19 protein-coding genes and 2 tRNA genes are annotated in these 21,942 nt (G+C 59.2%); 2 read left to right on the top strand and 19 right to left on the bottom strand.

Annotation, left to right across the window (positions count from 1 at the left end):
• Nucleotides 1–19: 19 nt before the first annotated feature.
• The 10 genes from nusA to rlmE all read right to left on the bottom strand — a co-directional run bounded on the left by nusA (nucleotide 20) and on the right by rlmE (nucleotide 8,608).
• Nucleotides 20–1,501, bottom strand: coding sequence for a transcription termination factor NusA (nusA, locus tag ASC85_RS19295; protein ID WP_003197716.1), 1,482 nt, complete (start codon nucleotides 1,499–1,501; stop codon nucleotides 20–22).
• A gap of 59 nt (nucleotides 1,502–1,560) precedes the next feature.
• A complete protein-coding gene (gene rimP, locus ASC85_RS19290; protein ID WP_013692254.1) occupies nucleotides 1,561–2,019 on the bottom strand; it encodes a ribosome maturation factor RimP in 459 nt (152 codons plus the stop codon).
• A gap of 140 nt (nucleotides 2,020–2,159) precedes the next feature.
• Nucleotides 2,160–2,236, bottom strand: a tRNA-Met gene (locus tag ASC85_RS19285).
• A gap of 97 nt (nucleotides 2,237–2,333) precedes the next feature.
• Nucleotides 2,334–2,419: transfer RNA gene (locus ASC85_RS19280), tRNA-Leu, on the bottom strand.
• Nucleotides 2,420–2,440: 21 nt separating this feature from the next.
• The gene (secG, locus tag ASC85_RS31390; protein ID WP_003197714.1) at nucleotides 2,441–2,824 is read right to left on the bottom strand and encodes a preprotein translocase subunit SecG; all 384 of its coding nucleotides are present in this window, start codon (nucleotides 2,822–2,824) and stop codon (nucleotides 2,441–2,443) included.
• A 4-nt stretch (nucleotides 2,825–2,828) separates the two neighbouring features.
• Nucleotides 2,829–3,584, bottom strand: a complete 756-nt coding sequence (gene tpiA / locus ASC85_RS19270; protein WP_057450930.1) for a triose-phosphate isomerase — start codon at nucleotides 3,582–3,584, stop codon at nucleotides 2,829–2,831.
• A 66-nt stretch (nucleotides 3,585–3,650) separates the two neighbouring features.
• Entirely contained in the window at nucleotides 3,651–4,988 is a 1,338-nt protein-coding gene (gene glmM / locus ASC85_RS19265) for a phosphoglucosamine mutase (RefSeq protein ID WP_003197710.1), read from the bottom strand.
• A 16-nt stretch (nucleotides 4,989–5,004) separates the two neighbouring features.
• The gene (folP, locus tag ASC85_RS19260) at nucleotides 5,005–5,856 is read right to left on the bottom strand and encodes a dihydropteroate synthase (RefSeq protein ID WP_057450929.1); all 852 of its coding nucleotides are present in this window, start codon (nucleotides 5,854–5,856) and stop codon (nucleotides 5,005–5,007) included.
• A gap of 8 nt (nucleotides 5,857–5,864) precedes the next feature.
• Nucleotides 5,865–7,775: an ATP-dependent zinc metalloprotease FtsH gene (ftsH, locus tag ASC85_RS19255; RefSeq protein WP_013692252.1), complete on the bottom strand. Its 1,911-nt coding sequence runs from the start codon at nucleotides 7,773–7,775 to the stop codon at nucleotides 5,865–5,867.
• Between the two features lie 200 nt (nucleotides 7,776–7,975).
• Nucleotides 7,976–8,608, bottom strand: a complete 633-nt coding sequence (rlmE, locus tag ASC85_RS19250) for a 23S rRNA (uridine(2552)-2'-O)-methyltransferase RlmE (RefSeq protein ID WP_003177853.1) — start codon at nucleotides 8,606–8,608, stop codon at nucleotides 7,976–7,978.
• Between the two features lie 105 nt (nucleotides 8,609–8,713).
• Here rlmE and ASC85_RS19245 point away from each other — a divergent pair, with 105 nt between their 5' ends.
• Complete coding sequence (locus ASC85_RS19245; RefSeq protein WP_003197704.1) at nucleotides 8,714–9,022, top strand: YhbY family RNA-binding protein; 309 nt, start codon at nucleotides 8,714–8,716, stop codon at nucleotides 9,020–9,022.
• Nucleotides 9,023–9,032: 10 nt separating this feature from the next.
• Here the strand turns inward: ASC85_RS19245 and ASC85_RS19240 are convergent, their stop codons facing one another.
• The 8 genes from ASC85_RS19240 to grpE form a co-directional block, all read right to left on the bottom strand.
• Nucleotides 9,033–9,437: a hypothetical protein gene (locus ASC85_RS19240; RefSeq protein WP_014336572.1), complete on the bottom strand. Its 405-nt coding sequence runs from the start codon at nucleotides 9,435–9,437 to the stop codon at nucleotides 9,033–9,035.
• A 28-nt stretch (nucleotides 9,438–9,465) separates the two neighbouring features.
• The gene (greA, locus tag ASC85_RS19235; RefSeq protein ID WP_027911987.1) at nucleotides 9,466–9,942 is read right to left on the bottom strand and encodes a transcription elongation factor GreA; all 477 of its coding nucleotides are present in this window, start codon (nucleotides 9,940–9,942) and stop codon (nucleotides 9,466–9,468) included.
• A gap of 2 nt (nucleotides 9,943–9,944) precedes the next feature.
• Entirely contained in the window at nucleotides 9,945–13,166 is a 3,222-nt protein-coding gene (carB, locus tag ASC85_RS19230) for a carbamoyl-phosphate synthase large subunit (protein ID WP_003197699.1), read from the bottom strand.
• A gap of 105 nt (nucleotides 13,167–13,271) precedes the next feature.
• On the bottom strand, nucleotides 13,272–14,408 hold the full coding sequence (carA, locus tag ASC85_RS19225) for a glutamine-hydrolyzing carbamoyl-phosphate synthase small subunit (protein WP_057450928.1): 1,137 nt from the start codon (nucleotides 14,406–14,408) through the stop codon (nucleotides 13,272–13,274).
• 255 nt (nucleotides 14,409–14,663) lie between these two features.
• On the bottom strand, nucleotides 14,664–15,470 hold the full coding sequence (dapB, locus tag ASC85_RS19220; RefSeq protein WP_003197696.1) for a 4-hydroxy-tetrahydrodipicolinate reductase: 807 nt from the start codon (nucleotides 15,468–15,470) through the stop codon (nucleotides 14,664–14,666).
• Nucleotides 15,471–15,479: 9 nt separating this feature from the next.
• Nucleotides 15,480–16,604 (bottom strand): molecular chaperone DnaJ, encoded by a 1,125-nt coding sequence (dnaJ, locus tag ASC85_RS19215; protein ID WP_003197693.1) that lies wholly within the window; start codon nucleotides 16,602–16,604, stop codon nucleotides 15,480–15,482.
• Between the two features lie 325 nt (nucleotides 16,605–16,929).
• Complete coding sequence (dnaK, locus tag ASC85_RS19210; RefSeq protein WP_003197691.1) at nucleotides 16,930–18,846, bottom strand: molecular chaperone DnaK; 1,917 nt, start codon at nucleotides 18,844–18,846, stop codon at nucleotides 16,930–16,932.
• A 101-nt stretch (nucleotides 18,847–18,947) separates the two neighbouring features.
• Nucleotides 18,948–19,514, bottom strand: coding sequence for a nucleotide exchange factor GrpE (grpE, locus tag ASC85_RS19205; protein WP_013692249.1), 567 nt, complete (start codon nucleotides 19,512–19,514; stop codon nucleotides 18,948–18,950).
• A gap of 241 nt (nucleotides 19,515–19,755) precedes the next feature.
• Here grpE and recN point away from each other — a divergent pair, with 241 nt between their 5' ends.
• Nucleotides 19,756–21,429: a DNA repair protein RecN gene (recN, locus tag ASC85_RS19200; protein ID WP_057450927.1), complete on the top strand. Its 1,674-nt coding sequence runs from the start codon at nucleotides 19,756–19,758 to the stop codon at nucleotides 21,427–21,429.
• Between the two features lie 77 nt (nucleotides 21,430–21,506).
• Here recN and fur read toward each other — a convergent pair whose 3' ends face one another.
• Nucleotides 21,507–21,911 carry a ferric iron uptake transcriptional regulator gene (fur, locus tag ASC85_RS19195; RefSeq protein ID WP_003197684.1) on the bottom strand — a complete coding sequence of 135 codons (405 nt, stop codon included), beginning with the start codon at nucleotides 21,909–21,911 and terminating at the stop codon, nucleotides 21,507–21,509.
• Nucleotides 21,912–21,942 lie beyond the last annotated feature (31 nt).

The following is a 21,942-nucleotide window of genomic DNA, read 5'->3' as shown; positions in this document are numbered from 1 at the left end:
CTCCTCAGGCCGCGCCTAATTACTCGAACCAGTGGGCTCGGGCGGCCATGATCAACTTGCCGGCACGATCATCGTCAATGCCGTCGATGTCGAGCAGATCGTCAATAGACTGCTCGGCCAGGTCTTCGCGGGTAATTACGCCGCGCACCGCCAGTTCCATCGCCAAATCCTTGTCCATGCCCTCAAGCGAGAGCAGGTCTTCGGCCGGATGGGCGTCTGCCAGCTTTTCCTCAGTAGCGATGGCTTTGGTCAACAAACGATCCTTGGCCCGAGCGCGAAGCTCGTTGACGATCTCCTCGTCAAAGCCGTCGATGTTGAGCATTTCCTCCACCGGTACGTAGGCAATCTCTTCCAGGCTGGTAAAGCCTTCATCCACCAGCACCTGCGCCAGCTCTTCATCGACTTCAAGCTCGTCGATGAAGTTGCGCAGGATGTCGCCGGTTTCAGCTTGCTGTTTAGCCTGGATGTCCGATTCGGTCATCACGTTCAGGGTCCAGCCAGTCAACTGGCTGGCCAGACGCACGTTCTGACCACCGCGACCGATGGCCTGAGCCAGATTGTCTGCGCCAACGGCGATGTCCATGGCGTGGGCATCTTCGTCGACGATAATTGCCGCCACTTCAGCAGGCGACATGGCATTGATCACGAACTGAGCCGGGTTGTCGTCCCACAGGACGATGTCCACACGCTCGCCGCCCAACTCGCCGGATACGGCCTGGACACGCGAACCACGCATGCCGATGCAGGCACCTTGCGGGTCGATGCGCTTGTCCTTGGAGCGGACCGCGATCTTGGCACGCGAACCCGGATCACGGGAGGCGGCCATTACTTCGATCAGGCCTTCAGCAATTTCCGGCACTTCGATGCGGAACAACTCGATCAGCATTTCCGGCGCGGTACGCGACAGGATCAGCTGCGGGCCGCGGTTCTCGGTGCGGATTTCCTTGAGCAGCGCACGCAAGCGCACGCCGACCCGGAAAGTTTCGCGAGAGATGATGTCTTCGCGAGCCAGCAACGCTTCGGCGTTGTTGCCCAGGTCGACGATCACGTTGTCGCGGGTCACTTTTTTCACGGTGCCGGAGATGATTTCCCCCAGGCGCTCGCGATAAGCGTCGACGACTTGCGCGCGCTCGGCTTCGCGAACCTTCTGCACAATAACCTGCTTGGCAGTCTGTGCAGCGATGCGACCGAACTCGATGGACTCGATTTTTTCTTCTACTACATCACCAACCTTGGCGCCCGGGTGCGTTTCTGCAACCTTGCTCGGCCAGGTTTCGATAGCCGGATCATCCAGGTCGGCTTCCTCGACCACCGTCCAGCGACGGAAAGTCTCGTAGGCACCGGTGTGGCGATTGATTTCCACACGCAAATCAACTTCGTCTTCAAACCGCTTCTTGGTAGCAGTGGCCAGAGCCAGCTCCAGCGCTTCAAAAATAACGTTAGCCGGTACGCCCTTTTCATTGGATACCGACTCAACAACCAGCAGTACTTCTTTGCTCATCGTACGCCTCGCCTTTCGCAAGCCATTGGATCCGCGGGATCCGCAGTATCTGGCACGTATCAGTCAAAACTGGGAATAATGTTGGCCTTGTCGATCATATCGATCGGCAACAGGAACTCATGGTCATCTACCTGCACCACGACGTCCTGCTCTTCTACACCGCGCAGAAGGCCTTGGAAGTTGCGTCGACCTTCGAAAGGCGAGCGCAGCTTGATCTTCACTTGTTCACCGGCAAACGAAGCGAACTGTTCAAGTGTGAACAGGGGGCGCTCCATGCCAGGCGAGGAAACTTCAAGGGTGTATTCGGAGGTGATTGGATCTTCAACATCCAGTACACCGCTGATTTGACGGCTGACGATGGCGCAATCATCCACCAACACGCCGCCTTCCTTATCGATATAAACGCGCAACAGTGAGTGGCGACCTTGAGCCGAGAACTCAATACCCCAGCATTCATAGCCAAGGGCCACGACCACCGGGGCCAACAAGGCCTGCAACTGTTCTAGCTTGCTCGACACCTGAACCCCCTCGTGCATGTTTGTGCATGCTGTGCAAATAAAAAAAAATGGGCGAATCGCCCATCCCTGAAACGCCGTCGAACAGCGGCGTTATAAAGTGTCCAGCTAACAAAAAGCCCCTTGGAAGGGGCCCCTGAAACTGGTTGCGGGAGCCGGATTTGAACCGACGACCTTCGGGTTATGAGCCCGACGAGCTACCAGACTGCTCCATCCCGCGACAAAGCTGGGGCGGAAGTATACGACCGATCCCTTACAGGGTCAATGTAACCCTTCCACCTACAAGAAAGCCCGCAATCGCGGGCTCTCCTGATAATTGGTACCGAGAAGGGGACTCGAACCCCTACACCCTATGGGCACAACCACCTCAAGGTTGCGTGTCTACCAATTCCACCACCTCGGCAATACAGCGTTTGAAACCTTCTTACTTCTGCTCTTGAGCTGGAGGCACGTCAGTCGCCGGATTGGCCGACTTTTGCTCTTGAAGCACCGGGACATCATCAGAAGCCGGTTGTTGCTTTGGCGCTTCCAGTACCGCTGGGTTTGGCAAACCTACTTGAGTCAGCTCATGAGCTTTCTCTTTAGCAAAGTAACCTAACCCTAAGCTGGTCATGAAGAAACCGGCGGCAAGTATAGCAGTAAACTTACTAAGAAAGGTAGAGGAACCTTGGCTTCCGAACACAGTATTTGAAGCACCTGCACCGAAAGACGCACCAGCATCCGCACCTTTACCCTGCTGCAGCAATACGAGAGCAACTACGCCCAGTGCACCCAGCAGATGAAAAACGACTACGACTGTTTCCAGCATTTTTTCAGTTTCCCGCGGCGCGACAAATCGCACCGAACTCATCTGCATTCAGGGACGCTCCACCAATGAGCCCCCCATCGATATCCGGCATGCCGAACAGTTCGACCGCATTGGCCGCCTTCACGCTGCCGCCGTATAGAAGCCGCACACCTCGTGCCACTTCAGAATTCTCTGCCGCCAACTGTGCGCGGATGGCTGCGTGCACATCCTGCGCCTGTTGCGGCGAAGCAGTCAGCCCGGTGCCAATGGCCCAGACCGGCTCGTAAGCAATGACCGCCTTTGCAAAAGCACCGACACCCAGGTCTTCGATGATGCTGCCCAGCTGACGCCCGACAACTTCAAGGGTCTTGCCGGCTTCACGCTGCTCGAGGGTCTCCCCTACGCACAACACCGGAATCAGACCACTGCCCTGGGCCGCAGCAAACTTGCGGATCAAGGTCTTGTCCTGCTCGCCCATGATCTGGCGACGCTCGGAATGCCCGACCAAGACCAGGGAGCAACCTGCATCCAGCAACTGACTCGGCGCAATCTCGCCGGTCAGCGCACCTTGCATGGATTCCACCGCAGAATTCTGCGCACCGACCGAAATCGATTTACCTTTCAAGCCATCAACCACTTGGTTGATATACAGGCAAGGCGGGAATACCGCGACATCAACACCGCTAGGCAAGGCCAGATGACGAAGGCCATTGATCAGCTCAGCGACGCTGGCGCGGGTACCGTGCATCTTCCAGTTACCAGCTACCATAGGGCGACGCATGCTGTACCTCGTCGGTCAAAGTGGGCGCAGATGTTACCCAACCGATTCATGACTGGCAAGCCGAATTCAGGCAGAAACTTCAGTAACCAGTTTTGCCAGCTCTTCGGCATAACCGCGAACTTGCGCTTCATCCTCTCCTTCGACCATGACGCGCACCAAAGGCTCTGTGCCGGACTTGCGCAACAACACGCGCCCACGCCCCGCCATCGCCTGTGTCACATGCTCACTGGCCTGCTTGACCTTCGCATGCTCGAGAGGATTCACACCACCACCGAAACGCACGTTGATCAACACTTGCGGGCATTTGCGCAATGCCTGGCGCGACTGCGCGAGGCCTTCGTTACGCGCCTTGAGCGCCATCAGCACTTGCAGGGCTGCAATGATCGCATCACCTGTGGTGGTATGGTCGAAGCACACGATGTGGCCGGAGTTCTCGCCCCCGATCACCCAGTTGCGCTCCAGCAACTCCGAGATCACATAGCGGTCACCCACGTTAGCCCGCACGAACGGGATATCCAGGTCCGCCAGGGCCAGTTCAAGCCCAAGGTTGCTCATCAACGTGCCGACCACGCCGCCCTGCAGCTTGCCGCGCCCATGCAGGTCACGGGCAATGATGAACAGCAACTCGTCACCATCGACGACCGTGCCGGTGTGATCGACCATCAAGACCCGATCACCATCGCCATCGAAGGCGATCCCGAGATCGGCCTGCTCAGCCAGCACCGCGGCCTGCAACGCCTCTGTATGGGTGGAGCCACAGTTATGGTTGATGTTCAGGCCATTAGGCTGGGCGGAAAGCACCACCACCTCGGCGCCCAGCTCGCGAAAGACGCTCGGCGCAACTTTATAGGTTGCCCCGTGGGCACAATCGACGACGACTTTCAGGCCGGAAAAGCTGGTACCGGTCGGCACACTGCCTTTGCAGAATTCGATGTAGCGACCCGAAGCATCGTTGATCCGCGACACTTTGCCGATCTTGCTCGACTCAACCACAGTCATCGGCGTGTCCAGCAGCTCTTCGATCATCAGCTCGATATCATCCGGCAGCTTGGTACCCTGGCCGGAGAAGAACTTGATGCCGTTGTCATCATGAGGGTTGTGCGAGGCACTGATCACGATGCCTGCCTGGGCCTGGAACGTACGCGTCAGGTAGGCAATGGCTGGCGTCGGCATCGGGCCCAGCAGCATCACATCGGCACCCGCCGACGTCAGGCCGGCCTCGAGTGCCGATTCGAACATGTAGCCGGAAATTCGCGTGTCCTTGCCGACCAGCACCTTGCAAGCGCCCATTTTGCGGAACGCCATGCCGGCCGCCCAGCCGAGCTTGAGCATGAAATCAGGGGTAATAGGGTATTCGCCGACCCGACCACGAATCCCGTCGGTGCCAAAGTATTTCTTGCTCATAAGTGCTCCGTCATTCTTATTCGGCTGAATCCACAGCTGCGATCATCCGCACGACATCCATCGTTTCGGCTACATCGTGCACGCGCAATATACGCGCACCCTTGGCGAGGGCCAAGGCAGCCAGCGCGAGACCGCCATACAGGCGTTCGCCCACCGGGCGGCCCAAGGCATTGCCTATCATGCTCTTTCGCGAGACCCCAACCAACAGGGGCCGCCCCAAGGCATGCAAGGCTTCCATATGTTTGAACAGGCTCAGGTTGTGAGCCAGGGTCTTGGCAAAGCCGAACCCGGGGTCAAGAATGATCCTCTCGGCGGGAATGCCCACGGCGACACACTGGTCCAGACGCTCCACCAGGAATTCACCCACCTCCCTGGTCACATCATCATAGTGCGGGTCATTCTGCATGGTCCCCGGCTCGCCGAGCATATGCATCAGGCACACCGGCAACCCGGTGGCCGCCGCAGCGTCCAGGGCACCATCGCGCCGCAGGGATCGAACATCATTGATCAAGCCCGCCCCCAGTCGCGCAGTCTCACGCATGACCGCAGGCGTGGACGTATCGACGGAGATAATGACATCAAGTTCGCGATGGATACGCTCGACAATCGGCGCCACTCGCTCCAGCTCTTCGGTCGGCGAGACCGCACGTGCGCCCGGCCGGGTCGATTCACCACCCACATCGATCAGCGTTGCGCCCGCGGCCACCATGGCCTCGGCATGCCGCAGCGCAGCATCGAGCTGGCTGAATCGACCACCATCGGAAAAGGAATCAGGCGTGACATTGAGAATGCCCATGACATGCGCATGGGCCAAATCAAGAACCCGGTTGCCGCAAGGCAACCGAGTCGAGGACTGAACAGAAGTCATTTCAAGCCTTAGACATCAGCGGCCGGACCGCCAATCGGTGTTTCCGGACGCTCACCCTGTACTGCCGGAGGCGTACCGGAGGTGCCAGTACCACCCGACCAGTCACGAGGCTCGCGAGGTACACGACCAGCCATGATGTCGTCGATCTGCTCGGCATCGATGGTTTCATACTTCATCAGGGCATCGGCCATGGCATCGAGCTTGTCACGGTTGTCCGTGAGAATCTGCCGGGCTGTGCCGTAGCACTGATCGATGATGCTGCGCACTTCGGAATCGATCAGCTTGGCCGTTTCGCCCGAGAAGCTTGCATGCTGGCCACCGCCACCACGACCGAGGAATACTTCCCCCTCTTCTTCGGCATACATCAGCGGCCCCAGCTTCTCGGACAGGCCCCACTTGGTGACCATATTCCGGGCGATCTGACTGGCGCGCATGATGTCGTTGGACGCGCCAGTGGTCACACCGTCGAAGCCCAGCGTCATCTCTTCAGCGATACGACCGCCGTACAACGAACAGATCTGGCTGATCAATGCACGCTTGGACAGGCTGTAGCGATCCTCTTCCGGCAGGAACATGGTCACGCCCAGGGCACGACCACGCGGGATGATCGAGACCTTGTAGACCGGATCATGCTCAGGTACGACACGACCGACGATCGCGTGACCCGCCTCGTGATATGCAGTGTTCTGCTTTTCTTTCTCCGACATGACCATGGATTTGCGCTCTGCGCCCATCATGATCTTGTCCTTGGCCAGCTCGAACTCCTTCATTTCCACGACGCGCTTGCCGGTACGAGCAGCGAACAGCGACGCTTCGTTGACCAGGTTCGCAAGGTCGGCACCGGAAAAGCCCGGCGTACCACGCGCGATGACCGCCGGGGCGACGTCGTCACCCATTGGCACCTTGCGCATATGAACCTTGAGGATCTGCTCGCGGCCACGAATATCCGGCAGCCCCACCACGACCTGGCGGTCGAAACGACCTGGACGCAACAGCGCGGGGTCGAGCACGTCAGGACGGTTGGTGGCGGCAATCACGATGATGCCGTCGTTCATTTCGAAACCGTCCATCTCGACCAGCAACTGGTTGAGGGTCTGTTCACGCTCATCGTGACCGCCACCCATGCCGGCACCACGATGGCGACCGACGGCGTCGATTTCGTCGATGAAGATGATGCATGGCGCGTGTTTCTTGGCCTGCTCGAACATGTCGCGAACACGACTGGCGCCCACGCCGACGAACATCTCGACGAAGTCGGAACCGGAAATCGTGAAGAACGGCACCTTGGCTTCACCGGCAATCGCCTTGGCCAGCAAGGTTTTACCAGTACCTGGCGGGCCCACCATCAGTACGCCGCGCGGGATACGGCCGCCCAGGCGTTGGAACTTGCCCGGATCACGCAGGAACTCAACCAGCTCGCCGACTTCTTCCTTGGCTTCGTCGCAACCCGCGACGTCGGCCAGGGTGGTTTTCACCTGGTCTTCGGAAAGCAGCCGGGCCTTGCTCTTGCCAAAGCTCATCGGCCCGCCCTTGCCTCCACCGCCGCCCTGCATCTGGCGCATGAAGAACATGAACACGGCGATGATCACCAGGATCGGGAAGCTGGCGACCAGGAGCTGGGTCCAGATGCTTTGCTGCTCAGGCTGCTTGCCTTCGACCACGACATGGTTGTCCACCAGGTCGCCGATCAGACCATTGTCCTGGATTGCCGGACGAATGGTCTTGAAGCTGTCGCCATCGGTGCGCTTACCGGTAATCACATAGCCATCAACGGCTACGCGCTCGACCTTGCCATCCTTGACCTGCTGGATGAAGTCGGAATAGTTGAGGGTCTGCGGCTCGTTAGGGCTGGAGAAGTTGTTCATCACGGTCACAAGGACAGCGGCGATGATCAACCACAGGATCAGATTCTTTGCCATATCGTTCAATTAACTACCCTCTGAAGCAAGCTCCGCTACTGGCGCGCGCTTCGCATGATATTCACCGGCCTAACTTACTACATTACCTACGACTCTGGCAGGCGCCGTCTGTAACCCTTTGTGAAACACTTTCTACACAATATTCGCTAATGCTCACGGGACGAAATACGAAAAACCTATCGCCCCGGTCGAAAAACCTCTTATTCCTCACTGCGACCACGGAAACCACGGCCCAGCAGGTACTGCTCACGAGAGCGATCACGCGACGATTTCGGCTTGCGCGTCGTGACCTTCTCGAACTGCTTGCGCACGCTCTTGTGGTATTCGTCGAAGCCTTCACCCTGGAAGACCTTGATCAAAAAATCACCACCTGGCTTCAACACCCGAGTCGCAAGATCCAGTGCCAACTCGCACAGGAACATCGATCGCGGCATATCAACAGATGCCAATCCACTCATATTGGGGGCCATATCGGAAATCACAAGGTCCACCTCGTTTTTTCCAACCGCTTCAAGGATCTGCGCCAGTACGGCGTCCTCGGTAAAGTCGCCCTGAATAAAGGTCACATCCGGGATGCTGTCCATTTCCAGGATATCGGAAGCGATCAGTGTGCCTTGCCCACCAATCAGACGACTGGTCACTTGGGACCAGCCACCCGGGGCGGCGCCCAAGTCGATCACGCTCATGCCTGGACGGATCAAACGGTCTCTCTCCTGAATCTCCAGCAGCTTGTAGCTGGCACGGGAACGATACCCGTCTTTTTGCGCCATTTTCACGAATGGGTCGTTGAAATGCTCTTGCAGCCATTTAAGACTTGTCTTGGAACGGGCCACGGGCCACCTCAAAAATAAAACGGGTCGTGATTAAGTGGGCGGTCCCGGACTTGCTCGGGTAAACTGGCCGCCGCTTTTTACAAGATCAGACGCAGGGGTCAGATTATGCCGCTCACTCAAGAGCAGAAGAAACAATACAAATCCATTGGCCACCATCTGAAACCGGTTTTGACTGTGGCTGACAACGGTTTGACTGAAGGTGTACTCGCCGAACTGGAACGCGCCTTGAGCGATCACGAGCTGATCAAGATCAAGCTCAACATCCTCGACCGTGAAGCCCGCCTGGCTGCCGTTGCCGAACTGTGCAAGACCGGCAAGGCAGACCTGGTACAGGTCATCGGCAAGATGGCGCTGATTTATCGCAAGAATTTCAGCGTCAACAAGCAACTGTCGAACGTTCACCGCTTCAAGTGATGCCAAAGGGTCAAGGGTGTGCCTCGCACACCCTGCCACTCCACCCGGGAACCGGTTGCAACACCAGCACCAATCCGGAAAAACCCAGCACCAGGTAACTGAATACCTGCCACTGGCTCGCATCCGGCCAGCCGAGATGCACCGCAAAGAACATCCCGCACGCGTACAACGACATGAGCAACAATTGCCCACGAATGTCGCGCCATAGACTGGCAAGGCCCTCGGCCTGAACCAGCACCAAAGCCTGAAACATTACGCACGCCGCGGAGAAACCCACCAGCAGCGCCGTCAGCATGCCTGCGATTTCATCGATGAGCAGCGGTGCCAGGCCGACTCGACCCAGCACCGGCAGCAAACCGACGTGCAACAACCAGACGCCGCCCACCCACAACATCTGGGTGAGCTGCCAGATCATGGCGCCCGCTCGCAGCGGGCGCCTTCGTTCAGATGTGACGGACTTCGACAATCTCATACTCGATGACACCACCTGGCGTCTTCACCACCACCACATCGCCCTCTTCCTTGGCAATCAAGGCGCGAGCGATGGGCGAACCAACGGAGATCTTGCCGAGCTTGATGTCTGCCTCGTCCTCACCAACGATCTGGTAAGTGACGCTTTCATCGGTCTCGACGTTGGCGATTTCCACGGTAGTACCAAAGATCACCTTGCCGGTGTGCGGGATCGTCGTGACATCGATGATCACCGCATTCTGCATGCGACCTTCGATATCACGGACACGCGCCTCGACCATCCCCTGCTCCTCTCGGGCAGCGTGGTATTCGGCGTTTTCCTTGAGATCGCCCAGCTCACGCGCTTCACCGATAGCCTGGCTCAAGCGCGGGCGCTCGACCTTGGTCAGGAAAGCGTGTTCTTCTTCCAGGGCCTTCGCGCCCTGAACTGTCATCGGGTACTTGGTTATGCTCATGCCTTCAATCCTGCATGTAGATCCTGCAAGCGACGCACGGTCTTCTCGGGACCGAACTTGAGCGCTTCGCAGATCGCTTCGCCCGCAGCAATGGTCGTGGTGCAGTAGATCTTGTGCTGCAGCGCATTGCGACGAATGGAGTAGGAATCGGCGATCGACTGACGACCTTCGGTGGTGTTGATGATCAGCGTGACTTCGTCATTCTTGATCATGTCGACCACGTGCGGACGGCCCTCGGTCACCTTGTTCACGCGGCGCACTTTCAGGCCTGCCGCTTCGATCAGCCTGGCAGTACCGGCAGTGGCGACCACTTCGAAGCCCAAGTTGATCAGATCACGGGCTACGCCTGCAACCAGTGGCTTGTCGTCATCACGCACGCTGATGAACGCCGTGCCGCCAGTCGGCAACACTTCGCTGGCGCCCATCTGGGCCTTGGCGAAAGCTTCACCGAAGGTATCGCCCACCCCCATCACTTCACCGGTGGACTTCATCTCAGGGCCGAGGATCGGGTCGACGCCAGGGAACTTGGCGAACGGGAACACCGCCTCTTTCACGCTGTAGAAGTTCGGAATGATTTCCTTGGTGAAATTCAGTTCCTTCAGGGTTTTGCCAGCCATGACCCGGGCAGCGATCATCGCCAGGGAAACACCGATGCACTTGGAGACGAACGGCACGGTCCGGGAAGCGCGCGGGTTGACTTCGATGACGTAGATGTCTTCGCCCTGCAGGGCCAGTTGCACGTTCATCAGGCCGATAACGCCCAGTTCCAGGGCCATTTTCTTGACCTGCTCGCGCATCTCGTCCTGGATGTGTGCCGGCAGCGAGTAAGGCGGCAGCGAGCAAGCGGAGTCACCGGAGTGAACGCCCGCTTGTTCGATGTGCTGCATGATCGCGCCAATCACCACATCCTTGCCGTCGCTGACCGCATCCACGTCCATTTCGATGGCGCAGTTGAGGAAGTGATCCAGCAGCACCGGGCTGTCGTTGGAGACCTGGACCGCTTCACGCAGGTAGCGCTTGAGTTCGTCTTCTTGATAGACGATTTCCATCGCACGGCCGCCCAGTACATAGGACGGACGCACCACCAGCGGGTAACCGATCTTGGCGGCGGCACGAATCGCTTCGTCCTCGCTGCGCACGGTGGCGTTTGGCGGCTGGCGCAGGTTCAGGCGCTCGACCATCTGCTGGAAGCGCTCACGGTCTTCGGCGCGGTCGATCGCATCCGGGCTGGTGCCGATGATCGGCACGCCAGCGGCTTCAAGGGCGCGCGCCAGTTTCAGCGGAGTCTGGCCGCCGTACTGGACGATCACGCCTTTGGGCTTCTCGACGCGGACGATTTCCAGCACGTCTTCCAGGGTCACTGGCTCGAAGTACAGGCGATCAGAGGTGTCGTAGTCGGTGGACACGGTTTCCGGGTTGCAGTTGACCATGATGGTCTCGTAACCGTCGTCGCGCAGGGCCAGTGCCGCGTGTACGCAGCAGTAGTCGAACTCGATGCCTTGGCCGATCCGGTTAGGGCCGCCACCCAGGATCATGATCTTGTCGCGCGTCGATGGCGCGGCTTCGCACTCTTCTTCGTACGTGGAGTACAGGTAGGCGGTGTCGGTGGCGAACTCGGCCGCGCAGGTGTCGACGCGCTTGTAGACCGGGAACACTTCCAGCTTGTGGCGATGCGCGCGCAGGCTCTTCTCGGTCACACCCAGCAACTTGGCCAGGCGCATATCGGAGAAGCCTTTGCGCTTGAGGCGGAACATCATGTCGCGGTCGATGCTGGACATGCCCAGGGTCTTGACCTTCTCTTCTTCCTTGATCAGATCTTCGATCTGCACCAGGAACCAAGGGTCGATCATGTTCATGCCGAAGATCTGCTCGACGGTCATGCCGGCACGGAAGGCATCGGCCACGTACCAGATACGCTCGGCGCCCGGCACGGTCAGCTCGCGCTTGAGCACGCTCATGCTTTCCGGGTCGGCCAGGTCCAGCTTCGGATCGAGACCGCAGACGCCCACTTCCAGGCCGCGAAGGGCTTTCTGCAAGGATTCCTGGAAGGTCCGGCCGATGGCCATGACTTCACCGACCGACTTCATTTGGGTGGTCAGGCGGGCATCGGCCTTGGCGAACTTCTCGAAGGCGAAGCGTGGCAGTTTGGTGACGACGTAGTCGATGGACGGTTCGAAGGACGCCGGGGTCTTGCCGCCGGTGATATCGTTCGACAGCTCGTCCAGGGTGTAGCCCACGGCCAGCTTGGCAGCGACCTTGGCGATCGGGAAACCGGTGGCCTTGGAAGCCAGGGCCGACGAACGGGATACCCGCGGGTTCATCTCGATGACCACCATGCGACCGGTGTTCGGGCAGATGCCGAACTGGACGTTGGAGCCGCCGGTTTCCACGCCGATCTCGCGCAGCACCGCCAGGGAGGCGTTACGCAGGATCTGGTATTCCTTGTCGGTCAGGGTCTGGGCTGGTGCGACGGTGATCGAGTCACCGGTGTGCACGCCCATCGGGTCGAAGTTCTCGATGGAGCAGACGATGATGCAGTTGTCCTTTTTGTCGCGGACAACTTCCATTTCATATTCTTTCCAGCCGATCAGGGATTCGTCGATCAGCAGTTCCTTGGTCGGCGACAAGTCGAGACCACGGGCGCAGATTTCTTCGAATTCTTCACGGTTGTAGGCGATGCCGCCACCGGTGCCGCCCATGGTGAAGGACGGACGGATGATGCACGGGAAGCCCAGGCGTTCCAGGACGGCGTTGGCCTCCTCCATGCTGTGGGCGATGCCCGAGCGTGGGCAGTCCAGGCCGATGGATTTCATCGCCTTGTCGAAGCGCGAACGGTCTTCGGCCTTGTCGATGGTGTCGGCGTTGGCGCCGATCATTTCCACACCGAACTTCTCCAGGACGCCTTCGCGTTCCAGGTCCAGGGCGCAGTTCAGCGCGGTCTGGCCGCCCATGGTCGGCAGCAGCGCGTCCGGGCGTTCCTTCTCGATGATCTTGGCAACGGTCTGCCACTTGATCGGCTCGATGTAGGTGGCGTCAGCCATGGCCGGGTCGGTCATGATGGTGGCCGGGTTGGAGTTCACCAGGATGACGCGGTAGCCCTCTTCGCGCAGGGCTTTACAGGCCTGGGCGCCGGAGTAGTCGAATTCGCAGGCCTGGCCGATCACGATCGGGCCAGCGCCGAGAATCAGGATGCTTTTTATGTCTGTACGTTTTGGCATGGGTTTGTCACTCAAATCCGCAGGTCAGTCGGCTAGGCCGTCGAACAATCTTTGAAGCGCCCGAAGGGGCCGCCGCGCTCGGGGCCGCCCTCGGGCTTCTCGCGGTCAGCGTCGCTTGGCCATCTCGTTGATGAAGCGATCGAACAGCGGAGCCACATCGTTCGGGCCCGGGCTGGCTTCAGGGTGGCCCTGGAAGCTGAACGCGCTCTTGTCGGTACGCTCGATACCTTGCAGCGTGCCGTCGAACAGCGACTTGTGAATCGCGCGCACGTTGGCCGGCAGGGTGGCTTCGTCCACCGCGAAACCGTGGTTCTGGCTGGTGATCATCACCACGCCGGTGTCCAGGTCCTGCACGGGGTGGTTGGCACCGTGGTGGCCATGGCCCATTTTCAAGGTCTTGGCGCCCGAAGCCAGAGCCAGCAGCTGGTGACCGAGGCAGATACCGAATACCGGGATCTCGGTTTCCAGCACGTCCTTGATTGCCTGGATCGCGTAGTCGCAGGGCTCCGGGTCACCCGGGCCGTTGGACAGGAACACGCCATCGGGCTTGAGGGCCAGGACGTCGGCGGCCGGGGTTTGGGCCGGCACCACAGTGACGCGGCAACCACGCTCGACCAGCATGCGCAGGATGTTCAGCTTGACGCCGTAGTCGTAGGCCACCACGTGGTAAGGCAGCTCGGAAGCCTCGATCGTCGCGTGACTGTCGGTCTTCAGGTCCCAGACCGTGGAGCGCCATTCGTACTGCTTCTTGGTGCTGACGACTTTCGCCAGGTCCATGCCCTTGAGGCCAGGGAAGCCCTGGGCAGCGGCGATGGCGGCTTCTTCGGAAATGTTGTCGCCGGCCATGATGCAGCCGTTTTGCGCGCCTTTTTCCCGAAGGATGCGGGTCAGGCGACGGGTGTCGATACCGGCGATCGCCACGACGTTGTTGGCTTTCAGGTAATCGGACAGGGACATCGTGTTACGCCAGTTGCTCGCTACCAGCGGCAAGTCACGGATGACCAGGCCGGCGGACCAGACACGATCAGACTCGGCGTCTTGCGGCGTGGTGCCGGTGTTGCCGATGTGCGGGTAAGTCAGGGTAACGATTTGTTGGGCGTAGGAAGGATCGGTAAGAATTTCCTGATAGCCGGTCATTGCGGTGTTAAACACCACCTCACCAACGGTCTGACCGTCGGCTCCAATGGCTTCGCCGCGAAAAATGCTGCCATCAGCAAGGGCGAGTATGGCTGGCTTAGTCAAGAAGACCTCCCGTAAATAAAGCCTGAAAGGGCGATCGCAGGTTGTAAAAAAGCGGAGTGACGTATGGACACGTCACCCCGCTTGTTCACTGAATTATTCTGCGCGCTTTTAGTGGACACACTAAAGCTGTAGCTTACAGAAAAAGGCTTTTTTGGTCCACCGCTAATGAGCCTTAAAGGCAGGGGAATGCGACAGGTCGTCGCGAAGCGGTGTAAAACGGGGCTCAGTATAACCTGAACCCCGCGCTTGAGGGGATCAACGCAGGTCGAGAACGTCCTGCATGTCGTACAAACCAGGCTCGCGGCCATCCAGCCACAGCGCGGCACGTACAGCACCCTTGGCGAAAGTCATCCGGCTCGACGCCTTGTGGGTGATCTCCAGGCGCTCGCCTTCAGTGGCGAACAACACGGTGTGGTCGCCCACCACATCACCACCGCGCACAGTGGCGAAACCGATGGTGCTGCGCTCACGCGCACCGGTGTGCCCCTGGCGCCCATACACGGCCACTTCCTGCAGGTCGCGACCCAGCGCATCGGCAATCACTTCACCCATGCGCAAGGCCGTACCCGAAGGCGCGTCGATCTTGTGCCGGTGATGCGCCTCGATGATTTCGATATCCGCATCGTCACCCAAGACCCGGGCCGCCATGTCCAGCAGCTTCAGCGACAGGTTCACGCCCACGCTGAAGTTCGCGGCGAACACGATCGGAATGTCCTTGCCCGCATCGGCCAGCAATTGCTTTTGCGCAGCGTCCAGCCCCGTCGTGCCGATCACCATGGCCTTGCCGTGCTTGCGGCAGATCGCGAGGTTTTTCAACATCACTTCCGGCAAGGTGAAATCGATCAGCACATCGAACTCGTCGAGCACTTTCTCCAGGCCGCCGGACATCGGTACGCCGATACGCCCCAGCGAGGCCAACTCGCCCGCATCGGCGCCTACCAGCGTACTGTCGGGCCGAACGATGGCCGCCGTCAGGCCGGAGAGCGGCGAGCGCTGCTGCACCGCCTCGACCAGCGCCTTGCCCATGCGCCCCGCAGCGCCCATCACAGCTATACGTCGCATGCGAACTCCTTACAGGTCGCCGAAGAAGCGCTTCACGCCTTCGAACCAACCAGTGGTTTTCGGGGAGTGGCTGTTGTCATCCGCCAACGAGTTGCGGAACTCTTCCAACAGTTCACGCTGACGCCGACCCAGGTTGACCGGAGTCTCCACCGCCACGCGGCACATCAGATCGCCTGCGCCACCGCCACGCACTGGCGCGACGCCTTTGCCACGAATCCGGAACTGCTTGCCGGTCTGCGTGCCCTCGGGGATTTTCAGCTTGACGCGACCGTCGAGGGTCGGAATCTCAAGTTCACCACCCAAGGCCGCATCGACGAAGCTGATCGGCACTTCGCAGAACAGATGCTTGCCGTCGCGCTGGAAAATCGCATGCTCGCGCACATTGATGACCACATACAGGTCGCCCGTCGGACCGCCCTGGGCACCCGCCTCGCCTTCGCCGGACAGGCGAATGCGGTCACCGGTATCGACACCGGCCGGCACTTTGACCGACAGCGTCTTGTACTCTTCGACACGCCCTTCGCCGTGGCAGGAGTCGCACGGATCGGAAATGATCTTGCCCTGACCATGGCAACGCGGGCAGGTCTGCTGCACCGAGAAGAAGCCCTGCTGCATGCGGACCTGGCCGATGCCGCCGCAGGTTGGACACGTAACGGGCGAGGAGCCCTTCTTGGCACCCGAGCCATCGCACGGCTTGCAATTGACCAGTGTTGGAACGCGGATATTGACGGTAGTACCGCGCACCGCTTCTTCCAGGTTCAACTCCAGCGTGTAGCGCAAATCGCTGCCACGCTGAGCACCACCACGGGCACCACCGCGACCGCCACCGAAGAAATCGCTGAACACATCACCGAAAATATCGGAGAAGTTCTGACCGCCGAAACCGGCACCGCCGCCACCCATGCTTGGGTCGACGCCGGCATGACCGTACTGGTCGTAAGCCGCGCGCTTGCTCGAATCGGACAGTACTTCGTAGGCCTCGTTGGCCTCCTTGAACATCTCTTCCGACGCTTTGTCGCCGGGATTACGGTCCGGGTGGTGCTTCATCGCCAGGCGACGATAGGCCTTTTTCAGGTCCGCCTCGCTGGCCCCCCGCTCGACACCCAATACTTCGTAAAAGTCACGCTTTGCCATTAGTCTTTGCACTCTTATAGGACGTCCGGCAAACCTCTCCTGAACCTTGCCAAACTCGTTGAGCCCCAATACAGGCCCGGACCCAACTCACGTCAATTCATCAACGATCCTGGTCTTTAAATATTTCAGCCAGGGCCCCGGCCAAAACGCAGTGCCCATCGCCGGAAAGCAGGAGCATTCCCGAACGCACCGCCAGCATCCGAGCGTTGTCGCATGCTGTAAAAATTCATTGGCTCCAGACACGCCAACGCGGGAGCAAGCTCCCGCGCGGCGACATCCTACCAGCCACCGCACAAATGCAGTCAACCGGCCGACCAACAAGCGATTACTTGTGGTCTTTCACTTCTTCGAACTCGGCGTCAACGACGTCGTCGGCTTTCTCGGCCGATTCGCCCTGCGCAGCCGCGCCTTCTGCAGGCTGAGCCTGTTCGGCGTACATCTTCTGAGCCACTGGCGCGGAGACCTTGGACAGCTCTTCGATCTTCGCTTCGATGGCGGCCTTGTCGTCGCCTTTGACGGCAGCTTCCAGGGCAACCACGGCCGCTTCGATGGCGGCTTTCTCTTCCGCGGTCACTTTTTCGCCAGCATCAGCGATCATTTTGCGAGTCGAGTGCACCAAGGCATCGCCCTGGTTGCGAGCGCTGGCCAGCTCTTCGAACTTGCGGTCTTCCTCGGCGTTGACTTCAGCATCGCGAACCATCTGCTGAATTTCTTCCTCGGACAGACCGGAGTTGGCCTTGATCACGATCGACTGGGTCTTGCCAGTAGCCTTGTCTTTCGCGCCGACGTGCAGGATGCCGTTGGCGTCGATGTCGAAGGTCACTTCGATTTGTGGCACGCCACGTGGTGCTGGTGGAATCTCGGCCAGGTCGAACTTGCCCAGGGACTTGTTCTGTGCGGCTTGCTTACGCTCACCTTGCAGCACGTGAATGGTCACTGCGCCCTGGTTGTCATCGGCAGTCGAGAACACTTGCGATTTCTTGGTAGGAATCGTGGTGTTTTTCTCGATCAGCGCGGTCATTACGCCGCCCATGGTTTCGATACCCAAGGTCAGCGGGCTGACGTCGAGCAGCAGAACGTCTTTCACGTCACCAGCCAATACCGCGCCCTGGATAGCAGCACCCATGGCAACAGCTTCGTCAGGGTTGACGTCTTTACGTGCTTCTTTACCGAAGAAATCGGTGACCAGCTTCTGAACCAGCGGCATACGGGTCTGACCGCCAACCAGGATCACGTCGTTGATCGAACCAACGTCGATACCGGCGTCTTTCATGGCGATGCGGCAAGGTTCGATGGTGCGCTGAACCAGGTCTTCCACCAGCGCTTCGAGCTTGGCGCGGGAGATTTTTACGTTCAGGTGCTTAGGACCGGTGGCATCTGCGGTGATGTACGGCAGGTTCACGTCGGTCGACTGGCTCGAGGACAGTTCGATCTTGGCTTTTTCAGCGGCTTCTTTCAGGCGCTGCATGGCAAGCGGGTCACCCTTGAGGTTCATGCCGCTTTCTTTCTTGAACTCGTCGACGAGGTAGTCGATCAGGCGGATGTCGAAGTCTTCACCACCGAGGAACGTGTCACCGTTGGTTGCCAGCACTTCGAACTGGTGCTCGCCATCGACTTCAGCGATCTCGATCACGGAGACGTCGAAGGTACCGCCACCCAGGTCGTAAACGATCACGGTGTGATCGCCCTTGGCCTTGTCCATACCGTAGGCCAGAGCGGCCGCGGTCGGTTCGTTGATGATACGTTTTACGTCCAGGCCCGCGATGCGGCCGGCGTCTTTGGTCGCCTGGCGCTGGCTGTCGTTGAAATAGGCAGGAACAGTAATGACCGCCTCAGTCACCGCTTCGCCGAGGTAATCTTCGGCGGTTTTCTTCATTTTCTTGAGGATTTCAGCCGAGATCTGTGGCGGTGCCATTTTCTGGCCGTTCACTTCAACCCAGGCGTCGCCGTTGTCAGCCTTGGCGATTTTGTAAGGCACCATCTTGATGTCTTTCTGGACGACTTCTTCGTCGAACTTGCGACCGATCAGACGCTTCACCGCGTACAGGGTGTTATGCGGATTGGTCACTGCCTGACGCTTGGCCGACTGGCCAACCAGAATCTCGCCATCATTGGCGTAAGCGATGATCGACGGCGTGGTACGCGCGCCTTCAGCGTTTTCGATGACTTTGGCCTTGCCGTTTTCCAGCACGGAGACGCACGAGTTGGTGGTCCCCAGGTCGATACCGATAATCTTGCCCATGTTAACTCTCCCGGAACTTGGATTTTGTTGCCGCAGCAGTGGTGGCTAACTGCGGTAGCACTTAAACGCTTGACATATAGATGGGGCCGCTACGACCGATTTCAAGCCTGCTCATCGATAGAAGGCGAAACCGGCGCTGGCGTCTTGCTGACCACGACCATGGCCGGGCGCAGCAGGCGACCGTTGAGCAGATAGCCCTTCTGGAAAACCTTCAGCACACTGTTTGGCTCGACGTCGGCACTTTCCTGCATCGCCATGGCCTGGTGGTGCTCGGCGTTGAAGGGTTCGCCATGGGGATCGAGGGTTTCGAGCTGATAACGCTTGAGAGTGTCCTGGAACATTTTCAGGGTCAGCTCGATGCCTTCACGCATCGGACGGATGTTTTCGTCATCCGGGTTGGACAGCTCCAGGCCACGCTCCAGGCTGTCAATGATCGGCAGCAGGTCGCCAGCGAAACGCTCCAGGGCGAATTTATGAGCCTTCTCTACATCTTGCTCGGCGCGACGGCGGACATTCTGCAGGTCGGCTGCTACACGCAACGCCTGATCCTGCGCACCGGCCAGTTGCTCCTCGAGCACTTGTACACGTGCCGCCAGGTCTTCACCGGAATCCTGGGAAGCCTGATTGGCGTCTAGATTTTGCGTGTCCTGCGTCTGTTCGTCAGCCATAGATTTCTCCTCTCAACTTCGTCCGCGAGCTCAACTCGCGCTTCTGCCCCGGTATATGGGGTCGGGTTTTGCAGCTTCAAGGGCCATCTGACGAATTAACCTTACAAAAAGCAGCTGCATAACCATTCCCCGCAGCGCTAAGAAAATCATTTGTCCAAGCAAATCGAGCTAAGCGTGGGCATTGTCAGGCCAAAACAAAACACTGTATAAATAACCAGACCTAAAGCCTGGGAGCGGCCTTATGCTGGTGCACCTGTCCGTACACAACTACGCCATCGTCGAACACCTCGACCTCGAACTTGATCGAGGCATGAGCGTGATCACCGGTGAAACCGGCGCAGGCAAGTCGATCATGCTCGATGCCCTGGGCCTGACGCTGGGCGACCGCGCCGACAGTGGCGTGGTGCGCCCCGGAGCGGACAAGGCCGACATCCTGGCGACGTTCGACCTGGTCGACATCCCCGAGGCCAGCGCCTGGCTGGCCGAACGCGACCTGGACACCGATGGTTTGTGCATCCTGCGCCGGGTCATCACCGCTGAAGGCCGCTCCCGAGGCTACATCAACGGCACGCCATGCCCCTTGGGCGACCTCAAGGCCCTCGGCGAGCTGCTGATCGACATTCACAGCCAGCATGAACACCAATCCCTGCTCAAGACCGACACCCATCGCCGCTTGCTGGATGAATACGCCGGCGCCACCGACCTGGCCAGACAGGTCCAACTGGCGGCCCAACGCTGGCGCCAGACCCGCCAGGAACTGGATCGACTCTCCAATTCCGGCGACGAACAGCGTGCCCGTCACCAGTTGTTGAGCTACCAGCTCGAAGAGCTGGAGAACCTGGCCTTGGGTGAAAATGAACTGGAAGAGCTGGAGCAGGAACACAAGAACCTGACCAACGCCGAAACCCTGCTGGGCATTTGCCGGCAAGTGGTCGAACAATGCAGCGAGAGCGATTCAGGCAATGTACTCAATGCACTGACAGCGAGCTTGAACCGACTCTCCAGCGTGAACAATTCGGTGGGTGCCCTGAACGAAGCGACCAACCTGCTGACGAGTGCGCAGATCCAGGTCGAAGAAGCCGTCGGGGAACTGAATCGGTTCCTCGATCATTTCGATGCCGACCCGGCCCGCCTGCAGTACCTGGAAGAGCGCCTGGACACCATCTATACACTGGCGCGCAAGCACCGCATCCAACCGACCGATGTTGCCGAACTCCAGCAGCGCCTGCTGGAAGAACTGGAAACCCTGAACGCCAACGATGAATCCATCGAGCGCCTAGGGGACGAACTGGCTTCTTTTGCCCGTCATTACCAGGAAAAGGCCAAGGAGCTCAGTGGACTGCGGCAGCACGCCGCAACAGGGCTGGCCAGCGCCGTGGAACAGGAAATCCAGCGCCTGGGCATGCCGGGCGGGCGCTTCACCATCGAGTTGCGCCCCAACGCTGGCGACGAGCTCCAACCCAATGGGCTGGAACAGGTGGAACTGCTGGTCAGCGCCAACCCCGGGCAACCGCTCAAGGCCCTGGCCAAAGTCGCGTCTGGCGGCGAGCTGTCACGAATCAGCCTGGCCATCCAGGTCATCACCGCACAGACCTCTCGCGTGCCGACGCTGGTATTCGACGAAGTGGACGTGGGCATCGGTGGCCCAACCGCGGAAATTGTCGGCCAGTTGCTGCGCCGGCTAGGGGAACGCGGCCAAGTGCTGACGGTGACTCACCTGCCCCAGGTCGCCGCCCAGGGACACCAGCATCTATTTGTGCACAAGGTGCGCGGCGAGGATGCCACTCGCACCGCCGTCTCCAAACTCAACAAAAACGAGCGCGTGGAAGAAGTGGCGCGAATGCTCGGGGGCATCGACCTCACCAAGGAATCCCTGGCCCACGCGAAAAAAATGGTCGTTACCGCGAAAATCTGAGAACGGCAGAAAGCACGAAGGCGACCCTGGGGTCGCCTTCGTTCGTTTCGCGAACCGTAATAGTCCGCGCGACATGCTTACTTTTTCTTGCGTACGTACAGCACAAGATTGTGATCAACCATCTCGAAGCCATACTTGTCGACGATTGCTTTCTGCAGCCGCTCGATTTCTTCGTCGAAGAATTCGATCACTTCGCTCGTCTCAACGTTGACCATATGGTCGTGATGCTTGCCGTCGTCCAGTTCGAAGACCGCATGGCCTCCGTCGAAGTTGTGCCGCACCACCAAGCCAGCTGCCTCGAACTGGGTCAGAACACGGTAAACCGTGGCCAGACCGACGTCCTCACCAGCCTCCATAAGTGCCTTATAGACATCTTCAGCACTCATGTGGCGTTGCTCGGCGGAATCGAGCATTTGTAGAATCTTGACCCGTGGCAGGGTCACTTTGAGGCCGGCTTTGCGTAGTTCGCTATTTTCAACCATGGTCAGCTTTCTCGCGATGCTGCTTCGCAGC

Source organism: Pseudomonas sp. Root401 (assembly GCF_001425105.1).
In the GTDB taxonomy this organism is placed as follows: domain Bacteria; phylum Pseudomonadota; class Gammaproteobacteria; order Pseudomonadales; family Pseudomonadaceae; genus Aquipseudomonas; species Aquipseudomonas brassicacearum.
This window is presented reverse-complemented; position numbering and strand designations above follow the sequence as displayed.